This window comes from Kitasatospora sp. NPDC048286 (assembly GCF_043201735.1).
Classification (GTDB): Bacteria; Actinomycetota; Actinomycetes; order Streptomycetales; family Streptomycetaceae; genus Kitasatospora.
In genome coordinates, this window is the sequence record NZ_JBICZE010000001.1 from 908,681 (window position 1) to 929,018 (window position 20,338).

At 73.5% G+C, this 20,338-nt stretch carries 14 protein-coding genes and 1 tRNA gene; 7 read left to right on the forward strand and 8 right to left on the reverse strand.

The features are described from left to right. Positions 1-160: 160 nt before the first annotated feature. The 5 genes from ACGF13_RS04205 to ACGF13_RS04225 all read right to left on the reverse strand — a co-directional run bounded on the left by ACGF13_RS04205 (position 161) and on the right by ACGF13_RS04225 (position 6,265). Complete coding sequence (locus ACGF13_RS04205; RefSeq protein WP_392868709.1) at positions 161-1,618, reverse strand: peptidoglycan D,D-transpeptidase FtsI family protein; 1,458 nt, start codon at positions 1,616-1,618, stop codon at positions 161-163. After that, entirely contained in the window at positions 1,615-2,991 is a 1,377-nt protein-coding gene (locus ACGF13_RS04210; protein WP_392868790.1) for an FtsW/RodA/SpoVE family cell cycle protein, read from the reverse strand. Before ACGF13_RS04210 ends, ACGF13_RS04205 begins: the two co-directional genes overlap by 4 nt. Positions 2,992-3,151: 160 nt before the next feature. Beyond that, entirely contained in the window at positions 3,152-4,759 is a 1,608-nt protein-coding gene (locus ACGF13_RS04215) for a PP2C family protein-serine/threonine phosphatase (RefSeq protein ID WP_392868710.1), read from the reverse strand. A 53-nt stretch (positions 4,760-4,812) separates the two neighbouring features. Then, positions 4,813-5,358: an FHA domain-containing protein gene (locus ACGF13_RS04220; protein ID WP_392868711.1), complete on the reverse strand. Its 546-nt coding sequence runs from the start codon at positions 5,356-5,358 to the stop codon at positions 4,813-4,815. 46 nt (positions 5,359-5,404) lie between these two features. Next, on the reverse strand, positions 5,405-6,265 hold the full coding sequence (locus ACGF13_RS04225) for an FhaA domain-containing protein (RefSeq protein WP_392868713.1): 861 nt from the start codon (positions 6,263-6,265) through the stop codon (positions 5,405-5,407). A gap of 422 nt (positions 6,266-6,687) precedes the next feature. Between ACGF13_RS04225 and ACGF13_RS04230 the strand changes: the two genes are divergently transcribed. Further along, positions 6,688-6,771: transfer RNA gene (locus tag ACGF13_RS04230), tRNA-Leu, on the forward strand. 95 nt (positions 6,772-6,866) lie between these two features. Here the strand turns inward: ACGF13_RS04230 and ACGF13_RS04235 are convergent. Both ACGF13_RS04235 and ACGF13_RS04240 read right to left on the reverse strand, forming a co-directional pair. After that, positions 6,867-8,012, reverse strand: a complete 1,146-nt coding sequence (locus tag ACGF13_RS04235; RefSeq protein ID WP_392868715.1) for a sensor histidine kinase — start codon at positions 8,010-8,012, stop codon at positions 6,867-6,869. Beyond that, positions 8,009-8,662 (reverse strand): response regulator transcription factor, encoded by a 654-nt coding sequence (locus ACGF13_RS04240; RefSeq protein WP_234348583.1) that lies wholly within the window; start codon positions 8,660-8,662, stop codon positions 8,009-8,011. The genes ACGF13_RS04235 and ACGF13_RS04240 overlap by 4 nt, the downstream gene beginning before the upstream one ends. Positions 8,663-9,059: 397 nt before the next feature. On the opposite strand from ACGF13_RS04240, the gene ACGF13_RS04245 reads away from it, so the two are divergent. After that, a complete protein-coding gene (locus ACGF13_RS04245; protein WP_392868792.1) occupies positions 9,060-10,829 on the forward strand; it encodes a phosphatidylglycerol lysyltransferase domain-containing protein in 1,770 nt (589 codons plus the stop codon). A gap of 256 nt (positions 10,830-11,085) precedes the next feature. Continuing rightward, the gene (locus tag ACGF13_RS04250; RefSeq protein WP_392868717.1) at positions 11,086-11,799 is read left to right on the forward strand and encodes a hypothetical protein; all 714 of its coding nucleotides are present in this window, start codon (positions 11,086-11,088) and stop codon (positions 11,797-11,799) included. A 78-nt stretch (positions 11,800-11,877) separates the two neighbouring features. Here the strand turns inward: ACGF13_RS04250 and ACGF13_RS04255 are convergent, their stop codons facing one another. Beyond that, entirely contained in the window at positions 11,878-14,622 is a 2,745-nt protein-coding gene (locus ACGF13_RS04255) for a SpoIIE family protein phosphatase (protein WP_392868719.1), read from the reverse strand. A gap of 279 nt (positions 14,623-14,901) precedes the next feature. Here ACGF13_RS04255 and ACGF13_RS04260 point away from each other — a divergent pair, with 279 nt between their 5' ends. The 4 genes from ACGF13_RS04260 to ACGF13_RS04275 all read left to right on the forward strand — a co-directional run bounded on the left by ACGF13_RS04260 (position 14,902) and on the right by ACGF13_RS04275 (position 20,301). Next, the gene (locus ACGF13_RS04260) at positions 14,902-16,104 is read left to right on the forward strand and encodes a rhodanese-like domain-containing protein (RefSeq protein ID WP_392868721.1); all 1,203 of its coding nucleotides are present in this window, start codon (positions 14,902-14,904) and stop codon (positions 16,102-16,104) included. Between the two features lie 106 nt (positions 16,105-16,210). Continuing rightward, positions 16,211-16,873 (forward strand): DUF5819 family protein, encoded by a 663-nt coding sequence (locus ACGF13_RS04265; protein ID WP_392868722.1) that lies wholly within the window; start codon positions 16,211-16,213, stop codon positions 16,871-16,873. Continuing rightward, positions 16,870-18,105 (forward strand): HTTM domain-containing protein, encoded by a 1,236-nt coding sequence (locus tag ACGF13_RS04270; RefSeq protein ID WP_392868724.1) that lies wholly within the window; start codon positions 16,870-16,872, stop codon positions 18,103-18,105. Before ACGF13_RS04265 ends, ACGF13_RS04270 begins: the two co-directional genes overlap by 4 nt. 9 nt (positions 18,106-18,114) lie before the next feature. After that, positions 18,115-20,301 carry an FUSC family protein gene (locus ACGF13_RS04275; RefSeq protein WP_392868726.1) on the forward strand — a complete coding sequence of 729 codons (2,187 nt, stop codon included), beginning with the start codon at positions 18,115-18,117 and terminating at the stop codon, positions 20,299-20,301. Positions 20,302-20,338: the final 37 nt, after the last annotated feature.

Sequence of the window (20,338 nt, forward strand, 5' to 3'; positions counted from 1 at the left end):
GCCGTGCGGTGCCTCGCGGGCGGCAACGGGCACACCCGCTGCTGGCGGATACGCTACCGGTCGTACCGCATCGGACCGGAGTCAGCCGTCGGCCGATATCAGACCGGTATCCGGACGGGGCTGCCGATCGTGACTTTTCCCTCACCCCTGATCCGCGCTCCTACTTGCCGAGTGCGGCCTGCATCACCGCCTTGGCGATGGGGGCCGCGAGCCGGCCACCGCTGATGCCGTCGCGGTTCTGGGAGCCGTCCTCGACCACCACCGCGACCGCGACCGACTGGCCGTCCGGGGTCTTGGCCCAGGAGGTGAACCAGGCGTACGGCAGCCCGGCGTTGTCCTCGCCGTGCTGCGCGGTGCCGGTCTTGCCGCCGACCTGGAGGCCGGGGATCTTGGCGTTGGTGCCGGTGCCGTTCTCGACCACCGAGACCATCAGGTCCTGCATCTTCTGCGCGGTGGCCGGGCTCATCGGCTGGGAGAACTGCTTCTCGGTGTGCTTGGAGACGGTGGTCAGCGAGGCCGAGCGCTCCTGGTCGACCAGGTACGGCTGCATCAGGCTGCCGTTGTTGGCGATCGCGGCGGAGACCATGGCCATCTGCAGCGGGGTGGCGCGGGTGTCGTGCTGGCCGATCGAGTCCTGGGCGGTGCCGTCCGGGCTCGGGCTGTCCGGGAAGACGCTCTTCTCGGAGCGGATCGGGGTGTCGATCGTGCTGTTGAAGCCGAACTTCTCGGCTTGCGCCCGCATCCGCTCCTTGCCCAGGTCGGCGCCCATCTTGGCGAAGACCGTGTTGCAGGACTGGTCCATCCCGGACTTGATGGTGGCGTTCTCGCAGCGCTCGTTCGGGCTCTCGTTCTTCAGCTGGGTGTTCGTGCCGGGCAGGATGTACGGCTCGGGCGTCTCCGTCGCGTCGTCGATGCCCTGGTAGCGGCCGTTCTCGAACGCGGCGGTGGCGGTGACCAGCTTGAAGGTCGAGCCGGGCGGATAGGTCTCCTTCAGCGCCCGGTTGAGCATCGGCTTGTTCGGGTCCGCATTGAGGTCCGTCCAGGCCTTGGTGTCGGCGGCCTCGCCGCCGGCGAAGGTGCCGGGGTCGTAGGACGGGGTGGAGACCAGCGCCAGGATCGCGCCGGTCTTCGGGTCGACGGCGACCACCGCGCCCTTCTTGCTGCCCATCGCGTCGAAGGCCGCCTTCTGGACCTTGGCGTTGATGGTGGTGACGACGTCGCCGCCGCGCTTCTGCTCGCCGGTCAGCATGTCCAGGGTGTTGCGGAAGAACAGCCGGTCGTCGGTGCCGGAGAGGATGCCGTCCTCCAGGTTCTCCAGCTGGTTGGAGCCGTAGGCCTGGGAGGAGTAGCCGGTCACCGGGGCGTACATCGGGCCGTCGACCCAGGAGCGCTTGTACTTGTAGCGCAGGCCGTTGACGAAGTCCGACTTCGTGACCGGCTGGCCGCTGACGATGATGTTGCCGCGCGGGTGGGCGTACCGGTCGTACAGCTGGCGCTTGTTGTTCTTGTTGGTGGCCCAGGCCTCGGCCTGGACGCCCTGCACCCAGTTGGTGCGCACCATCAGGGCCAGGATCAGCACGAGGCAGAAGATCGAGACCCGGCGGATCGGCTTGTTCATCGGGCGGGTCCTCCCTGGCCCTCGGGGGCCGGGGCCGGTTCGGCCCCGGGGCGGCGGGCGCTGTCGCTGATCTTCAGCAGGATCGCGACCAGCGCCCAGTTGGCGACCACGGACGAACCGCCCTGGGCGAGGAACGGCATGGTCATACCGGTGAGCGGGATCAGCCCGGTGACACCGCCGGCCACGACGAACACCTGGATCGCCATCGCCGAGGAGAGTCCGACGGCGAACAGCTTGCCGAACGGGTCGCGGGCGGCGAGCGCGGTGCGCAGGCCGCGCTGGACCAGCAGCGCGTACAGCAGGAAGATTGCCATCAGGCCGGTCAGCCCGAGCTCCTCGCCGAACGAGCCCAGGATGAAGTCGCTCTTGGCGGCGAAGGCGATCAGCCAGGACCGGCCCTGGCCCAGGCCGGAGCCGGTGACCCCGCCGGAGCCGAGCGCCATCAGCGACTGGCCGATCTGCTCGGTGGCGCCCTTCGGCGGGTTCGGCCCGAAGGCGGCCATCGGGTCGAGCCAGGCGTCGATGCGGACCTTCACGTGGCTGGCGGTCGAGGCGACCGCGACCGCGCCGCCGACCGACATCAGCAGGCCGAACAGGATCCAGCTGGTCCGCTCGGTGGCGACGTAGAGCATCACCACGAACAGGCCGAAGAACAGGAAGGACGTGCCCAGGTCGTTCTCGAAGATCAGGATCAGCAGGCTGAGCAGCCAGATCACGATGATCGGGCCGAGGTCGCGGCCGCGCGGCAGGTACAGGCCCATGAACCGGCGGCTGGCCAGCGCGAGGGCGTCCCGCTTGACCATCAGGTAGCCGGCGAAGAACACGGTCAGGACGATCTTGGCGAACTCGCCGGGCTGGATGGAGAAGCTGCCCATCCGGATCCAGATCTTCGCGCCGAAGTCCTCCGCCCTGGCCGGGAAGAAGGCCGGCGCGGCGAGCAGGACGAGGGCCACCACCATCGAGATGTAGGTGTAGCGCTGGAGCACCCGGTGGTCCTTCAGCAGCACCATCACCCCGATGAAGCCGGCGATCCCGAGGGCCGACCACATCAGCTGGTTCTCGGCCGCCGGGTAGTTGCCCCTGAGCAGCTTGCCCGCCTTGTCCAGCCGCCAGATCATCACCACCCCGAGCCCGTTGAGCAGGGTGGCGATCGGCAGCATCAGCGGGTCCGCGTACGGCGCGAAGCGGCGCACCAGCAGGTGGGCGACCACCGCCAGGGCGCCCATGCCGAACCCGTAGCCGAGCATGCCGGCGGGCAGCTTGCCGTCCATCGCGAGGCCGACGTTGGCGTACGCGAGGACCGGCAGCAGCACCGCGAAGACCAGCATGGCCAGCTCGGTGTTGCGCCGGTTGGGCGCCTCCTGCGGGGAGATCGTGGTGTTGCCGCGCCGGCGGGGGACGGCGCGTGCGGCCGTCGCCCGGCGCCGGCCGGCCCGGGTGGACTCTTCGCTCAGGTCGTAGCTGCTCACGTGGTGACCGCTCCCTGACGGCCGGCAAGACCGCTCGGGGCGGTCCTATGTCGGATCACGGACGTCACTGCTTCGGGCAGGAGTTGGCCCGGCTGAGTTCCTCTTCGCTCAGCGGGGCCTGGTCGCCCTGCGCGGCGCCGGCCGGAGGGGTTGCGTTCGGTGCCGGGGTGGGCGCCACCGGGGCGGTCGGCGTCGGGGCGGTCGAGGGCGACGTGGTCGGGGCCGCGGCCGGGCCGCGGTTCTTCTCGGTCGGGGTGGGCGTGGCGGCCAGGTACACCGCCTGGGTGGCCGGCGGCGTGGCCGGGGTGTTCGCCCGTGCGGCCCGCTGGCAGAGCTGGACCCAGCCGTCGAGCTCGTTGACCGTCGACTGGGCGTCCTTCATGCTGCCGACCGAGATGGTCTTCTTCACGTGGGCCTGCTGGTCCTCGGGCAGCCACTTCAGCTGGATCTTGCTGTACGAGGAGTGCACCGAGGACAGGCTCAGACCGGCCAGGTTCTGGTTGATGCCCTGGTAGATCGCGACGTGGTCCTCCTGGGTGCCCACGTAGTACTGGTCCTGGGTCCACTGGTAGCCGAACCAGCCGGCGCCGCCGAGCAGGCCGAGCGTGACCAGGGCGGCCAGCGAGATCGTCAGGCCCTTGCGCTTGCGCTTCCTGGGCCGCCCCTCGTCGAAGTCCTCGGTGCCGTACACCGAGGGCTCGCCGGAGCCGTAGCCGTACTCGCCCTCGTACCCCTCGGCGGGGCCGAAGCCGCCCTGCGCGCCGTAGCCCTCCTCGTAGCCCTCGGCCGGGCCGAAGGCGCCCTGCGGGCCGCGGCCGAGGCCGGCGGCGCGGCCGGCCGGGGTGTCCGCGATCGAGCGGTCGGCGGCGGCCGAGGACGGCGGGGCGTCGGCGACCGCGCCGACCACCACCGGGACGTCGTTGAACTGGCCGCTCATGGTGTCCGTGGCGCCGACGTCGATGACGTCCGCCACGATGCAGGTGATGTTGTCGGGACCGCCGCCGCGCAGCGCGAGCTGGATCAGCTCCTGCACGGTCTGCTCGGGCGCGTAGTAGCTGCCGAGGGTGTCCTGGAGGGTCTGGTGGCTGACCGGGCCGGAGAGGCCGTCGGAGCAGATCAGGTAGCGGTCGCCGGCCCGGACCTCGCGGATCGACAGGTCGGGCTCGACCTGGCCGCGGCCGTCCAGCGCGCGCATCAGCAGGGAGCGCTGCGGGTGGGTCTCGGCCTCCTCGGGCGTGATCCGGCCCTCGTCGACCAGGCGCTGCACCCAGGTGTGGTCCTGGGTGATCTGCACCAGGGCGCCGTCGCGCAGCAGGTAGGCGCGGGAGTCGCCGACGTGCACCAGGCCCATCCGCTGGCCCGTCCACAGCATCGCGGTCAGGGTGCAGCCCATGCCCTCCAGCTGCGGGTCCTCCTCGACCATCTGCCGGAGCCGGTCGTTGGCGCCCTGGACGGCGTCGCCCAGCAGGGTCAGCAGGTCCGCGCCCGGCACGTCCTCGTCCAGCCGGACGATCGAGCCGAGCACCTCGGAGGAAGCGACCTCGCCGGCCGCGGCGCCGCCCATGCCGTCGGCCACGGCCAGCAGCCGCGGCCCGGCGTAGCCGGAGTCCTCGTTCCCCTCCCGGATCAGTCCCTTGTGGGAGCCGGCGGCGAAGCGCAGCACCAGGGTCATGCGACCTGTGCCCCCCTCTGGGTCATGGACGGGATGCTGTCCCTCATGCGCTACTACTTCCGCAGTTCGATGACGGTCCTGCCGATACGGATCGGCATGCCCGGCTGGAGCGGAGTGGGCGCGGTCAGGCGCTGCCGGTCCAGATAGGTGCCGTTGGTGGAGCCTAGATCCTCGACCGTCCACTGCCCAGTCTGATCCGGATAGATCCTGGCATGCCGGGAGGACGCGTAGTCGTCGTCCAGCACGATGGTGGAGTCGTGCGCGCGGCCGAGCGTGATGGTCTGGCCCTGCAGCGCCACCGTGGTGCCGGCCAGCGAGCCCTGGACCACGACGAGCTGGGTCGGGCCGCCGCGGCGGCGCCCGCCGCCGCCCTGGGTCTGGCTCGCCGCCGGGCCGGCCTGCGTCGGCGCCGCGGCCCGCGCGGCGGTCGCGGTGGCGGCGCCGCCACCGGTCGTGGCGCCCGCGCCGCGACGGGAGGACCGCGGGTTCACCTTGGTGCCGAACAGGTCGCTGCGGATGACCTGGATCGCGACGATGACGAACAGCCACAGCACGGCCAGGAAGCCCAGCCGCATGACCGTGAGGGTCAGTTCTGACATGACCGTCCCGCCAGTCGGTGAGCGAGGCGCGCGAACAATTCGGACACTACCCTTCGACCTGCCGGTAGACGATGGTGGTGGAGCCCACGACGATTCGCGAGCCGTCGCGGAGCGTAGCGCGCTGGGTGTGCTGTCCGTCCACCACGATGCCGTTGGTGGACCCCAGGTCGAGCACCATCGAAGGGGTGCCGGGGCGGATCTCGGCGTGCTTGCGGGAGACCCCGGGGTCGTCGATCCGCACGTCCGCCTCGGTCGACCGGCCGAGCACGCAGGCCGAGCCGGTGATCTGGTGCCGGGAGCCGTTGACCTCGATCCAGCGGCGCACCGCGGTGCCGCCGTGGCCGGCGCCCGGGAAGGCCCGGACGTTGCCGCCCGCGGGCGGACCCGGGGGCATCGCGGGGGGCGCGGCCGGCGGCGGGGGCGCGTTGTACTGGCCGGCGCCGGGCTGCTGCCACGGTGCGCCGGGGGCCGGAGCGGCCGGCGGGCGGTCGTACCCGGGCTGCGGCGGCGCGTACTGCTGCTGCGGGGGCTCCTCGGCGGCGAGGGTGCGGCTGCGCACCCGGTACAGCCCGGTGTCCAGGTCGTCGGCCTTCTCCAGGTTCACCTGGAGCGGGCCCATGAAGGTGTACCGCTGGGCCTCCGCGTACTCGCGGACCATGCCGGCCAGCTCGGTGCCGAGCTGCCCGGAGTAGGGGCTCAGCCGCTCGTGGTCGTGCGGGCTCAGCTCGACGATGAAGTCGTTCGGCACGACGGTGCGGTCGCGGTTCCAGATGCTCGCGTTGTTGTCGCACTCGCGCTGCAGCGCGCCGGCGATCTCCACGGGCTGGACCTCGGACTTGAACACCTTGGCGAAGGTGCCGTTGACGAGACCCTCGAGCCGCTGCTCGAACTTCTTCAGCACTCCCATGGGGCACCCCCTTCCAGGGTTCGTTCGCCTGCCTGCCGGCCGGATCCCGCCCGGGACCCGGTCGCGCCTCCTACTTGCGGTACTTCCGTACTGATCGTATCCACGCCGGGCCCTTCCGTACGGTTCCCGGACCGTGTGGTGCCCGGGGGTGGGCTCGGACACACAGGGTGACGCATTTCGGGTACGGCACGCCAGACGTCCCCGTCGGAGCACCCTTCCGGCAGTCGCGCGGATGTTCGTCGGGCATCGGTTCGGATGCCGTAGGCCTCCCCGGACAACGGATTCGGAGTAGTCCCCCAGGTCGTGCTAATGTTTTCCATGTCGGAAGGGCCGCCCGGAAGGGAGGCCGGTCCAAGGAAACGCGAAGTACCGATGGTACCGAGCGGTTCGGAAGATCGGTCGGCAACGAAGACGACACCCATGCGCGGGTGGCGGAATAGGCAGACGCGCTGGATTCAGGTTCCAGTGCCCGAAAGGGCGTGGGGGTTCAACTCCCCCCTCGCGCACAGCGAAGCCCCGCAGATCTACGGATCTGCGGGGCTTTCTCGTTCTCGGCCGGAAGGCCCGGACCCGGCCGTACCGGCTTCGGGGGCGGGCCGGATCAGCCGTGACCGGCCGGGAGCTCGGCGCGGACCTCGAAGCCGCCGTCCGCGGTCGGCCCGGCGGTGAGGGTGCCGCCCAGCAGCTGGGCGCGCTCGCGCAGGCCGACCAGGCCGTGGCCGCCGCCCGGCAGGGTCTCGGCCGGGTGCACCGGCGGGGCCTCGTTGCGGACCTCGACCCGCAGCCGGCGGCCCTTCGCCCGGACCCGCACGTGCACCTCCGCATCCGGGGCGTACTTGGTGATGTTGGTGAGCGCCTCCTGGACGGTGCGGTAGGCGGCCCGCTCCACCGCCTCCGGCCACGGGCGGTCGCCGGGGACCAGCTCGGTGTCGGCGGCCAGGCCGCTCTCCTCGATCAGCCGGGGCAGATCGGCCAGCCGGGGCTGCGGGGCGAGCGGGGCGTCCGGCAGTCCGCCGGTGCCGCGCAGCACCCCGACCATCTGGCGCAGCTCGTCCAGGGTCCGTACCGACAGCTCGCGGATGGTCCTGGCGGCGGTCACGGCGGCCGGGTCGGGGCTGCTCACCTGGAGCGCGCCGGCCTGGATGCTGATCAGGCTGACCTGGTGCGAGACCACGTCGTGCATCTCCCGGGCCAGCCGGCCGCGCTCGCTGATCAGCACCCGCTCGGCCAGCAGCCGGCTCTCCCGCTCCTGGCCGCGGGTCAGCTCGTCCAGGCGGGCGGCCAGTTCCCGCCGGGTGCGGGCGAGCAGGCCGGTGGCGGCCGGGCCGGCCGCCAGCATCACGGCCTGGATGGCGTCCAGCGCGGTGGCCCGGCTGAGGTCGATCAGGTCCGCGGGCAGCGGCCAGTGGAAGAACTCGACCAGGGCGAACAGGATGCCGCAGGGGATCACGATCCGGGGGCGGGGGCGTTCGGCGGCCACCGAGTAGACGGCCGTTATCGGGGCCAGCCAGATCTCGTCCACCCAGCTGCCCGGCATGGTGAGCAGCAGCGCCGTCACCGGGAAGCGGCGGCGGAGGAACAGCGCGACGGCCGCCAGCGTGGACAGCGCCACCTGCCACCAGGCGGCCTCCCGGGCCACCAGCGCGGCGTCCAGCAGGGAGTACAGGACGGGCAGCAGCAGCATCAGCCAGGGCGCGGTGCACCAGGCCGGCAGCCGTCTGGACGGCAGTTGGTCGGCGGCCGTCATGCCCCGTCGCCGGGCTTGGGCCGGACCAGGCCGGCCCGGTGGGCCAGTACGGCGGCCTGGACCCGGTTGGCGGCGCCGAGCTTGCCGAGGATCGCGCTGATGTGGTCCTTGACCGTGCCGGTGCCGAGGAAGAGCCGGTCGGCGATCTCGGCGTTGGACAGGCCCTCGCCGAGCAGCGAGAGCACGTCGAGTTCCCGGCCGGTCAGGGTGCGGGCGAGCGCGGTGGCCTCGGCGTCCGGGCCGCCGCCGTCCACGTAGCCGCCGATCACGGTGCGGGTGACGGTCGGGGAGAGGATGTTGCCGCCGGCCGCGAGCACCCGGACGGCGTGCACCAGCTGGTCGGGGGCGGTGTCCTTGAGCAGGAAGCCGGCCGCGCCGGCCCGCAGCGCGGTGCCGATGTACTCGTCGGTGTCGAAGGTGGTGAGCATCGCCACGGCCGGCGGGTCGGGCAGGGCGCGCAGCCGGCGCAGCACCGAGATGCCGTCGAGGTCGGGCATCCGGATGTCGAGCAGCACCACGTGCGGGCGCAGTCGTTGGACGTGCTCCTCGGCCTGCCCGCCGGAGCAGTCGCCGACCACCTCCAGGTCGGCGGCGGAGCCGACGATCAGGCCCAGGCCGGAGCGGACCAGGATCTCGTCGTCGACGATCAGCACGCGGGTGGTGGTGATGGTGCCTCCTCGGTTCGGGCGGCCGGGTCGGGGCGGTCCGCGTGGGTCGTTTCGAGAGTAGGGGCTGCGGAGGCGGGGTGCCGAACGTCCGGGGGGTGTGCACCCCCGCCGTTCGGCGGGGGTGGGAATCCGCTACCCGGTTCACGCAATTCTCAGCTTCGGTGGTGAACCATGGAGTTGGCTGACTCTTTTCCGGCCGCTTCTCCAATCGGGCGGTCGGCCGGGGGAGGTCACCGGTCAGTCCGTCGGGCCCGAGCGGGCGCCCGGCGCCGGGCCGTTCGCGGATGCGCCCCACCATCTGATCGTTTGGAATTGAGCTGTGTCGTCCACTGTGAAGTCGGAGCCGTCCGCCGCGTCCCAAGGGCCCCGTACCGGAGACGTGCTCGACCGCTGGCGCCCGAGGGCCGCCGCGGCCTCCGTCTGGTACCTGCGGCTCATCGCGCTGCTGAACGTGGCGACGGTGCTGCTGGTGCCCTTCCGCGACCAGGTCTACGAGCACAACGAGGGTGAGTACTTCACCCCGTACCTGATGACCGCCGGCCTGGCCAGTGCGGTGCTGTCGGTGTTCCTCGCGATCGCGATGCGGCGGCGAAAGCGCGCCGCGTGGATCTTCAACACGGCGCTCGGCGGGATGTTCGCGCTGCTGTACCTGGCGGCCATGCTGGTGCCGTCCGAGCGCTTCGACACCCACCCGCTCAACTACATCTCCACCGTCCTGACCTGCCTGTTCGTGCTGGCGCTGCTGATCGGGCGCAGGGAGTTCACCTCCAAGGGGGACAGCTCCAACCCGAAGACGGCGGCGGCCACCTTCGTCGGCGGGCTGGCGTTCGGCGGCGGCGTGGGCGCGCTGCTGGTCTGGCTGACCAACGAGCTCTCCGGCGCCGGCTTCTGGGACCTGTTCCGGTACTCGGTCGGCCGGATGATCACGATCACCCCGTCCGAGCACCTGCGCTCGGTGATCGCCGCACCGACCTGGGTGAACGCCGCGATCAACGCGATGGGCGCGGTGCTCTTCCTGCTGGTGCTGTACGTGGCCTTCCGCAGCCCGCGCGGCAAGGAGCTGCTCACCGCCGAGGACGAGGCCAGGCTGCGCGGCCTGCTGGACAAGCAGGGCGAGCGGGACTCGCTCGGCTACTTCGCGCTGCGCCGGGACAAGGCGGTGATCTTCTCCCCCAGCGGCAAGGCGGCCGTCACCTACCGGGTGATCGGCGGCGTCTCGCTCGCTTCGGGCGACCCGATCGGCGACCCGGAGGCCTGGCCGGGCGCGATCGACGCCTGGCTGTCCGAGGCCCGCGAGCACGCCTGGGCGCCGGCCGTGATGGGCGCCTCCGAGGAGGCCGGGGTGATCTACGCCCGGCACGGGCTGGACGCGCTGGAGCTGGGCGACGAGGCGATCGTCGAGCTGGACGAGTTCTCGCTGGACGGCCGCGCGATGCGGGTGGTCCGGCAGGCCTACAACCGGGTCAAGCGGGCCGGGTACACGGTGCGGATCCGCCGCCACGAGTCCATCTCCGAGGCGGAGATGGCCGAGCTGGTGGCGAAGGCCGACGAGTGGCGCGACGGGGCGACCGAGCGCGGCTTCTCGATGGCGCTCGGCCGGCTCGGCGACCCGGGCGACGGCCGCTGCGTGATGCTGGAGTGCCACGACGGGGACGGCGAGCTCAAGGCGCTGCTGAGCTTCGTGCCGTGGGGCCCGGACGGGCTCTCGCTGGACCTGATGCGCCGGGCCCGGGACACCGAGAACGGCCTGATGGAGTTCATGGTCATCGAGCTGCTGCAGCGGGCCGACGAGGTCGGGCTGAAGCGGGTGTCGTTGAACTTCGCGATGTTCCGCTCCGTTTTCGAGCGCGGTTCCCGCCTCGGCGCCGGTCCGGTGCTGCGGCTGTGGCGTTCGACCCTGGGATTCTTCTCGCGCTGGTGGCAGATCGAGTCGCTGTACCGCGCCAATGCCAAGTACCGGCCGATCTGGGAACCGCGCTACCTGCTCTTCGAGAAGAGCAGTGAAATTCCCCGGATCGGCATCGCGAGCGCGCGCGCCGAGGGATTCATCGTCGCGCCGAGCCTGCCCGCCCTGTTCCGCCGCCGGCACGCCCGGGCCGCCGTGGTGGCGCCCCGGGTCCCGGTGACGGCCCGGGACGGGAAGGGGTAGCCCTCCGTCGGGGGGCGGAGGGGACCGGTCGGTCGAAATGGGGGGCCGATGGGGGTATTGCCTCCCCCCAGAGGATGACGCGGCTCCCCATCCATGCCGATGTGGCTTTGTCGGCGGGCTTCTAATGTTGGAGCGGTCGAGAGTTCGGGGATTCGGAGAAACGGTTGTGATTCACAGGACCCACGCGGGGGGCGTGCGAAAGGGGCCGCTGGCAATCGTCAGATCGGCCGCTGTCGCCGAGTGGGGGACGTTGTTCGTGACGGTCCGGGACGCGGTGGTGCGAAGGAAGTTCGCCGCCGCCCCGCTGGCCACGGTGGCGACGTTTCTGATCCTGCTGTTCAGCATCGTCCAGCACCTGCCGGGCGGCGAGCGTTTCGTCAACAACATCGGGGTGGTGCGGGCGGCGCTGCCGCTGGAGGTCTCGCTGCTGCGGACCCCGCTCTCCCTGTACGTGCCGGCGCTGGACCTTCCGGTCTGGGGGGCGCTGGCCCAGGTGTTCGTGGTCTTCGCGATCGCCGAGATCGTGCTCGGCCGGCGGATGACGCTGGTGGTCGCCTACACCTGCACCCTGGCGGGCACGCTGTTCGCCCGGGTCGGCGTGGCGATCGGCCCGCACCACCTGTTCGGCTTCCCGAAGTGGGTCGCCTACGTGCGGGACACCGGGCCCTCGGCCGCGGTGGTGGCACTGGCGATCTGCGTCGCGTTCCGCAGCCGGGCCTGGTGCACCGCCGGCCTGGTGGTCGCGGTGATGATCGGCGAGGCCGTCGTGCTGCCCAACCTGGCGGGGCTGGAGCACGTGGTCGCGGTGATCACCGCGCTGCTGATCGCCGTCTCGGTCGAGGTCTTCGGGGACTTCTGGCCGAGGGTGCTGGCCGGGGTCGGCGCCGCCACCTCGGTGGCCGCGGCCGCCTCCCGGGAGGTCGCGGTGGAGGCCCGGCGGCGCCGCTCGGCGGGGGCCGTCATCCCCTGACGGGCGTTGACCGTGCTCCGCCGGCCGCGTACGGGTCCCGTACGCGGCCGTTCGGCGTTCCGGACGGGCCCGCTGCCCCTAGGCGTGCGGGAGCGGGAGTTCGAACCAGACGACCTTGCCCACCGCCTTGCGGGCGGTGCCCCAGCGTTCGGCGAGCTTGGTGACCAGGGTGAGGCCGCGGCCGGTCTCGCCGAGCTGCTCGGCCGGTTCCAGCGAGGGCAGGTTGTGGTTGTCGTCGCTGACCTCGACCAGCAGCTTGTCCACCCGGATCAGCTGGAGCTTCACGGTGTCCCGGGCGACCCGTACGGCGTTCGTCACCAGCTCGCTGACCAGCAGTTCGGTGGTGTCGCTGAGTGCCTCCAGGTGCCAGCCGGCCAGCTGTTCGCGGACCAGCGAGCGGGCCCGGCCGACCTCGCGGTGGTCCACGGTGAGGTCCCAGGTGGCCACCTCGGACGGGGCGACCCCGTCGAAGCGGGCCACCAGCAGGGCGACGTCGTCCTTGCGGTCGTCCGAGTGCAGCCGTCGCAGCACCTCGTCGCAGGCCTGCTCGGGGCTCTGCTGCGGGTCGATCAGGTTGCCGCAGAGCGCGGCCAGGCCGGCTCCTATGTCCCCGCCCCGGACCTCGACCAGGCCGTCGGTGCAGAGCACCAGCATCGAGCCGTCCGAGACGTCGATGGTCTTGGCGACGAACGGCACCCCGCCGACGCCGATCGGCGCGCCGGCCGGGATCTCCAGTAGCTCGCCGGTGCCGTCCGGGTGCACCAGGACGGGTGGGACGTGGCCCGCGCTGGCCAGTTCGCAGGTCCGGTTGATGGGGTCGTAGACCGCGTACAGGCAGGTCGCGAGGTGGTCGTCGCCGAGCTTGTGGGCCAGGTTGTCCAGGTGGCGCAGCAGCTGGCCGGGTGGGAGGTCCAGGGCGGCGAGGGTCTGCATGGCGGTGCGGAAGCGGCCCATCGCGGCCGCCGAGTGCAGGCCGTGGCCCATCACGTCGCCGACCACCAGGGCGACCCGGCTGCCGGGCAGCTGGATCGCGTCGAACCAGTCGCCGCCGACCTCGGCCTTGGGGTCGCCGGGCAGGTAGCGGTGGGCGACCTGCACGCCGGGGATCTGCGGCGGGCGGGTCGGGATCATCGAGCGCTGCAGGGTGGTGGCGACCCGGGCCTCGGCGCGGTGCAGCCGGGCGTTGTCCAGTGACAGCGCGGCGCGGACGGCCAGTTCCTTGAGGGTCGCGGCGTCGCTCTCGTCGAAGGGAGCGCGGTCCGGCAGCCGGAGCAGCTTGAGGATGCCCAGCACGGTGCCGCGGGCGGAGAGCGGGACGACCAGCATCGACCGGCCGGTCACCACCGGCGCCAGCCGGGCGCCGCCGAGGGCGATCGCGTAGTCGACCGCGACGTCCGGGCTGACCACCGGGACCAGCACCGGCTGGTTCAGCTGCAGGGCCATCCCGGGCGGGGTGCGGCGGGGCATGCTGACCAGCGAGCCCTCGGAGAGCACGTGGTCCCAGGCGCCGCCGGTCTCGTTGTAGACCAGGGCGACCCGGCGCAGCATGGTGTCGTCGTCCGGGCGGGCGGCCGGCAGTTCGGAGTCCGAGATCAGCCCGTCCACCAGGTCCACGCAGGCGAAGTCGGCGACCCGGGGGACCAGCACCTGGCACAGCTCGTGGGCGGTGAAGCCGAGGTCCAGGGTGGTGCCGACCTTGCCGCCGACCTCGTTCAGCAGGGCCAGCTGCTCGCCGGCCTGCCCGTTGGTGAGGAAGGGGCCGAGCCGGCCGCCGGGCGGGCCCTCGCCGGCGGCGGGGGCGGGGACCGGGACGGTGGCGGGCGGGTGGCCGTCGGTGGCGGACGGCTCGACAACGGTGTGCTCGATGGCGACGGCTCCTGCGGTGGGCGGTGGCACCTCCCGGCCGGTGGCGGGGGGAGGGACGGTCGGGCCGCCGCCCGCCGCGCCGGCGACGGCGGGCACCGGCCGGACGGCGGACTGGGCGGCGGGGCGTTCGGCGGCCTCGCGCTGGACGGGCAGCGGGCCGGTCGGCCGGCGGCCGGGGGCGCCCTGCTCGGGCTGCGGCGGCGGTCCGACCCGGGCGGCGCGCTGCTGCGGCGTCGGGTAGCGGCGACCGAGACCGGCGGCCGCGTGCGCCGTACCGGTCTGCGCGTCGGCGGGCAGCACCGGCAGCACGGTGGCCGGGTCCAGCCGCAGGGCGGGCAGCCCGCCCCGCTCCAGCGCGGTCAGCAGTGCCGTGCGGTGGGCGGCGGGCAGCAGCCGGGCCAAGGGCTCGGGCACCGGCCGGCCCGCCGGGGTGAGCGCCGCGGTCAGGGTGTGGAAGCCGCCCCGGGCGCCGGGTGCGGCGGTGAAGGGGAGCAGCCGCTCGCCGAGTGCGAGCCGCGGCCCGGTGGAGCGCAGCGGGCGGGCGTCGGCGGCCAGCGCCAGCAGTCCGCCGGCCGGGCCGGGCAGCGGGTAGGCCCACCAGAGCACGTCGCGCTGGTGGTCCTCGCGGTCGGTGACGGTCAGCCGGCCGGTCCAGGGGCGGCCGTCGGCGGTCCGTTCGGCGAGGGTGTCGAAGGTGTCGCAGTGGCGGCGTACGGAGCAGCGTTCGCGCACCCGGGACTCCAGGGCGGGCAGCAGGCCGGAGGCCGGGCGGTCGTGGGTGACGTCGGCACGATGGCCGAACAGCTCCTCGGCGGCCCTCCCCCACTGTGTGATCCGGCCGGACCGGTCGACCAGGACGGGGGCCAGCCTGACCAGGGCGGCCACACCCGTCGGGTGGTCGCCCGGCGCGGTTCCGTCGCCCGCCGGCCGCGGTGTGGAGTTGGACTCGGCCACCATGGATTCGCTCTGCTCCCGCCTGGCCGCCGCGCCCGGGGGCGGCCGTATCTCCGGAGGAAGGCACGCTGTGCGGATACCAGCGAAGCACGGACCGGGCCGGGCTCGACACCGAAACGGGGAGATTCCTCAGGATCGGTTGCGTGTCGCGTGCCGCGCGCCGGTCCGCACCCCCGGTTCATCCGGACGAGGCCCGCGAACACGGCGGTAGGGTGGCAGGCCGGACCGCCCGTACGAGTGGTCCGCAGGACGGCAGCCGCCCGGACGAGACAGAGGCGAGAAGTGAGCGCGCAGAGCCCCGCCCGCTGGACGGACCCGGAGCAGCAGGCACTCGAGGAGCGGGTCGCCGCCGCCGAGCTGGCCTGGCTCAGCATGGACGTGGACGTGCAGACGCTGCGGGTCGAGATCGACAACTTCGCGCTGATCCACCACCAGCTGCTCGGCCCGCTCTATGCCCGGCTGGACGAGCTGGACGCGCTGGTCGCCGAGGCCGTGGCGGCCCGCACCGGCCGGCCGGAGGACCTGCGCCGGGCCGCCGAGGCGCGTCGGCAGGTCGAGGAGCTGCCCGACCTGGACGCGCTGTTCGACTCGGTGCGGGAGCAGTCGGGCCAGGAGGGCGAGGCGGCCCCGCCGCCGCCCGCCGCGCCCGAGCGGGTGCGGCCCGGCAAGGAGGCCCAGCGGATCTACCGCGAGCTGGTCCGCCGCGCCCACCCCGACCTGACCACCGACCCGGACGAGCAGCAGCGCCGGGCCGCCTTCCTGGCCCGGGTCAACGAGGCCTACGCGTACGGGGACGCGACCGCGCTGGGCGCCCTGGCCGCGGAGTGGTCCACCGCGCCGGAGGCCGCGCCCGCCGTCGACGCCCCCGACCGCGGGGACTGGCTGCGCCGCCGGCTGGACTGGCTGACCGCCAAGATCGCCGAGACCGCCGCCGAGCAGGTCCGGCTGGAGCAGACCCCGATGGGCGAACTGCTCGCCCTCGCCCCGCAGGACCCGGACCGGCTGCTGGAGCAGCTCGCCGAGGAGCTGCTGGCCAAGGCCGCCGAACGGCAGGCCGAGCTGGAACGGCTGCTCGGCGGCCCGGCTTCCGGCGGCCACGGTGCGGCGCCGGTGGGCGACAATGGCACGCATCCCACCGAACCCCAGGAGAGCCACACGATGTTCCCGCAGATCCCCTCCTCCGACGCCGCCGCCGTGCCCGCCGACGCCGCCCTGCTGGACGTGCGCGAGCAGGACGAGTGGGACGCCGGCCACGTGGACGGCGCGCTGCACATCCCGATCGGCGAGGTGATCGCCCGCCTCGGCGAGCTGCCGGACGAGAAGCTGTACGTGCTCTGCCGGGTCGGCGGCCGCTCCGCGCAGGTCGTCCAGTACCTGGTGCAGCAGGGCCGGGACGCGGTGAACGTGGACGGCGGGATGTACGCCTGGCAGGGCGCGGGCCGTCCCATGGTGAGCAGCACCGGCCAGGAGGCCTTCGTCCTCTGACGGCTCCCCGGCGGCCCGGCCCCCGCCGCCCGCGCCGTGCGGCAGGATGGGCGCGCGAGCGCGCCGGCACCGGGCCGGCGGCGCCCGCCGACCGGGCGGGGAGGCCATGACCGAGACGACGGACCGGCCGGCTGCCGGGCGGGCCTGGTCCGGGCCCGCGCAGCTGGTCCTCGGCTTCGCCGGGGCGGTGCTGGCCGGCGGCACCGGGCTGTTCCTCGCCGCGGTGTTCCTGCACGTCGCGCCCGCCAACTCGGTGTCCCGGCAGTACCGGGACGAGGTCGACGGCGTGGTGTACCCGGAGTTCGAGCAGAACTGGAAGCTGTTCGCGCCCAACCCCCTCCAGCAGAACGTGGGCGTGGACGCCCGGGTCCGCACCGCCGGGCCCGACGGGGCCGGCCGTACCGGGGACTGGATCGGGCTGACCGCGCAGGACGTCGCCGCGATACGGGGCAACCCGGCGCCCAGCCACGTCGAGCAGAACCTGCTGCGCCGGGCCTGGGACTTCTACGACGGCACCCACAACCCGCAGGACGAGACCCCGGCCTCCCCGCGCGGCCGGCTCGCCGAGCAGTACCTCAAGCGGATCGCCCTGCAGCGGATCGGCCGGGAGACGGACGGCGGGCGGGTCGTGGAGATCCAGTTCCGGTCGACCGCGGCCACCGTCCCGCCGCCGTCCTGGAGCGGCGAGCCCGCGCCGCCGGCGCCCCGGGTGCGGGAGCTGCCGTGGTGGTCGGTGTCGGACGAGGACTACCGGGGGCTGCTCGGATGAACGAGGCGACGGTGCGGGCCGACCGGGCGGACGGGGCCGTGGCGTCCGGCGGGGCGGGGCCGGCCGCCGGTGTTCCGCGGCAGGCCGGGGCGGTGCCGGAGGCACGCGGGCCGCGGGCGCCGCTGGGGCGGGCGATGGCGGCCTTCACCGGGCGGCCGTTCGGCCGGCACCAGGCCGCGGTGGTGCGGATCGGCTTCGGGCTGGTCTGGCTGGCCCACCTGCTGCGCGAGTGGCCCCACCGCCGGGTGCTGTACGGCGACCGCTCCCCCTGGTCGATGGAGCTGGCCGAGCGGCTGCTGACCGACAACGGGGCGTTCACCGTGCTGCCCTGGTTCGGCGGGCGGCTCTGGTTCGAGCTGGTCTACCACCTGGCGGTGCTGGCGGCGCTGGCCGTGCTGCTGGGCTGGCGGACCAGGGCGAGCACGGTGCTGTTCCTGGTCACCGTGCTGTCCCTGCAGAACCGGGACGTCTTCCTCGGCGACGGCGGCGACAACGTCGTCCACCTGATGGCGGTCTACCTGGTCTTCACCCGCTGCGCCGAGGTCTGGTCGCTGGACGCCCGCGGGCCCGGGCCCGGGCGGACCGGGGTGGTGCTCTGGGCGGTGCTCGGGGCCGCCCTGGCGGCCTGTCAGTTCGGCGGCTTCGCGGGCGACAGCCTGACCTGGACCGACCGGGCCTTCCCGTACCTCGGCTGGTCGCCGCTGTTCTGGGGGCTCTGGGCGGTGGCCGGGCTGTGGTGGACGCTCGGCCGGCTGCGGCCGGACGGCGAACCGCGGGCGGTGCTCGACGCGCTGGCGAACATGGTGCACAACTGCGCGATGCTGGTGATCGCCGTCGAGGTGGTGCTGATCTATGCCACGGCCGGCTGGTACAAGGTGCAGGGCTCGCGCTGGCAGGACGGCACCGCGCTGTACTACCCGCTGCACCTGGACTACTTCACCCCCTGGCCGGGGCTGTCCGCGCTGGTCGGCTCGGCGCTGCTGCCGGTCTTCCTGATCTCCTACGGCACCGTGATCCTCCAGGTGGCGTTCCCGTTCACGCTGGTTAACCGGCGGGTCAAGAACGTCCTGCTGGCCGTCATGATGCTGGAGCACGTGGGGATCGCGGTGGTGCTCGGGCTGCCGGTCTTCTCGCTCGCGATGATCGCGGCGGACGCGGTGTTCCTGCCGACCGGGGCGCTGCTGTGGGCGGCGGCGCGGCTGAGCCGGATCCGGCGGAGGTCTCCCGCCTAGGATGTCGCTATGTCCTGGTTCGCCGCACTTCGTGACACCGCGCGGACCGGGCTCACCCTGGACCGGACGCTGACCGACCCCAAGCGGGCGCTGCGCGGGGCGGTCGCGGTGGCACTGGTGCTCTTCCCGACCCTCGCGCTCGGCGGGGTCGCGCTCGCCACCTCGGCCGCGATGGGCGCGTTCATCGCCGGCTCGGCCACCTTCCAGCGCAGCTTCCGGCCCCGGGCCAGCCTCGCCGTCGCGGCCGGGGCCGGACTCGGCGTCAGCACCTTCCTCGGCTACCTGGCCGCCGGCGTCCCCGGGCTGTTCCCGGTGCTGCTCGCGGTGTGGGCCTTCGGCGCCGGGCTGGCCTGGGCGATCGGGCCCACCGCCGGGGTGGTCGCCACCAACACCGTCTCGGTGATGCTGATCGTCGTGCAGCTCCCGGTCAGCGTGGGCACCGCGCTCGGCCACGGGCTGGTCGCCGCCCTCGGCGGGGTCGTCCAGGCCACCGTCATCACCGTCTGGCCGATCGGCAGCTGGACCGCCCAGCGCGAGGCCCTCGCCGACACCTACGCCGAACTCGCCGACTACGCGAGGAGGTTGCGGCAGGACCCGACCGCGCACGTGGACCCGGAGCCGTTCATGACGGCCCGCCACGCGGCCGCCCTCACCCCCTGGCAGGACCGCCACCGGCCGCCCGAGCTGCGCGGCCTGCGCGGCATCGCCGAGCGCATCCGGCCCACCCTCGCCGCCCTCGCCGACCCCAAGGTGGGCGCCCCCGAGGAGGGGCCGGGGCGGGACCGGGCCCGGGAGGTGCTGGCGGCCGCCGCCGAGGTCATGGACGCCCTCGCCCGGGCGATCCGCACCGGCGACCCGGTCCGGCTGCCCCGCTCCGCGCCCTCGCTCACCCTGGTCGGCTCGGACGAGGGACCGCGGCTCCAGGGGGCGCCCCGGCGCTCCGCCCGGCGGCTCGGCGGGCTGCTGCGCAAGGCCGCGGACACCCTGGACCGCAACGACGAGGACACCATCACCACCCCCGTGGTCGGGGCCGGGGGAGCGCTGCACAAGCCGACCATCGCCCGGATGCTGCCGGTCGCGGCGCGGGCCGTACGGCGGCAGCTGCAGCCGCGTTCGGCGATCTTCCAGCACGCCGTCCGGCTCGCCGGGGTCGTCACCGTCGCCTACCTGCTGGCCCGGCTCGTCGGGTTCCACCACGGGTACTGGGCGCCGATGACCGCCGCGATGGTGATGCGGCCGGACTTCGCGCAGACCTACAGCCGGGGCGTCGCCCGGCTGGCCGGGACGGTGGTCGGGGTCGCGGTCTCGACGCTGGTGGTGCAGCTCACCCACCCCGGGGAGTGGGTGCTGGCCGCGCTGGCGGTGGTCTGCATCGGCGGGTCGTACCTGGCGTTCCGGACCGGGTACGCGCTCACCACCGTCGGCATCTCCACGTACGTGGTGTTCCTGCTCGGGCTGCAGGAGGGCAACCCGCTCGTGACGGCGGTCGAACGGGTCGGGCTCACACTGCTCGGCGGATCGATCGCGCTCGTCACGTACGCGCTGTTCCCGACCTGGCAGACCGCCCGGCTGGGCGAACGGCTCGCCGAGTGGCTGGCGGCGGCCGGACGGTACGCGGGGGCGGTGATCGCCTGCTACGAGAAGCCGGCGGCGCCGCGCGGGCGGGTGGTGCGGAGCGCGCTGCTGGACTCGCGGGAGGCGCGCTCGGAGCTGTACCAGGCGATGCAGCGGGCCGACGCCGAGCCGGGGCGGCACGAGTCCGGACTGGAGGGGGTGAGCCGGCGCCAGATCGACCGGGCCCGGGCGGCGGTGGGGGCCCTCGGGCGGGCGGCGGTGCTGCTGGAGGCCCACCTGCCGGCGGCGGACGCGGAGCCCGTCCCGGGGACGGCGGCGTACGCGGAGGAGCTGCGGCTGGCGACGGCGCTCGCGGCGGCGGCGATGCTGACGGGGCAGCCGGTGGAGTTCCGGGCGGTGCGGGATGCGCAGGTGTGGCTGGAGGAGGGGTTGGCGGTGGCTCCGGCGGGGGTGCAGCGGGATGTGGTGAGGGCGGGGACTCGGTTGGTGGGGCAGGCGCTTCGGGATCTGGAGCGGGCTCTGCGGGGGTCGGCTGGGGAGGGGGGCTTTCGGGAGGGGGGCTTTCGGGAGGGTGGGGGGCCGGGGGCGGCTCCGGGGGGGGGCGCTCCGGGGGCTGGATGATTTTCAGACTGCCAACCCTGGCGGTGGGGCGTTGAGA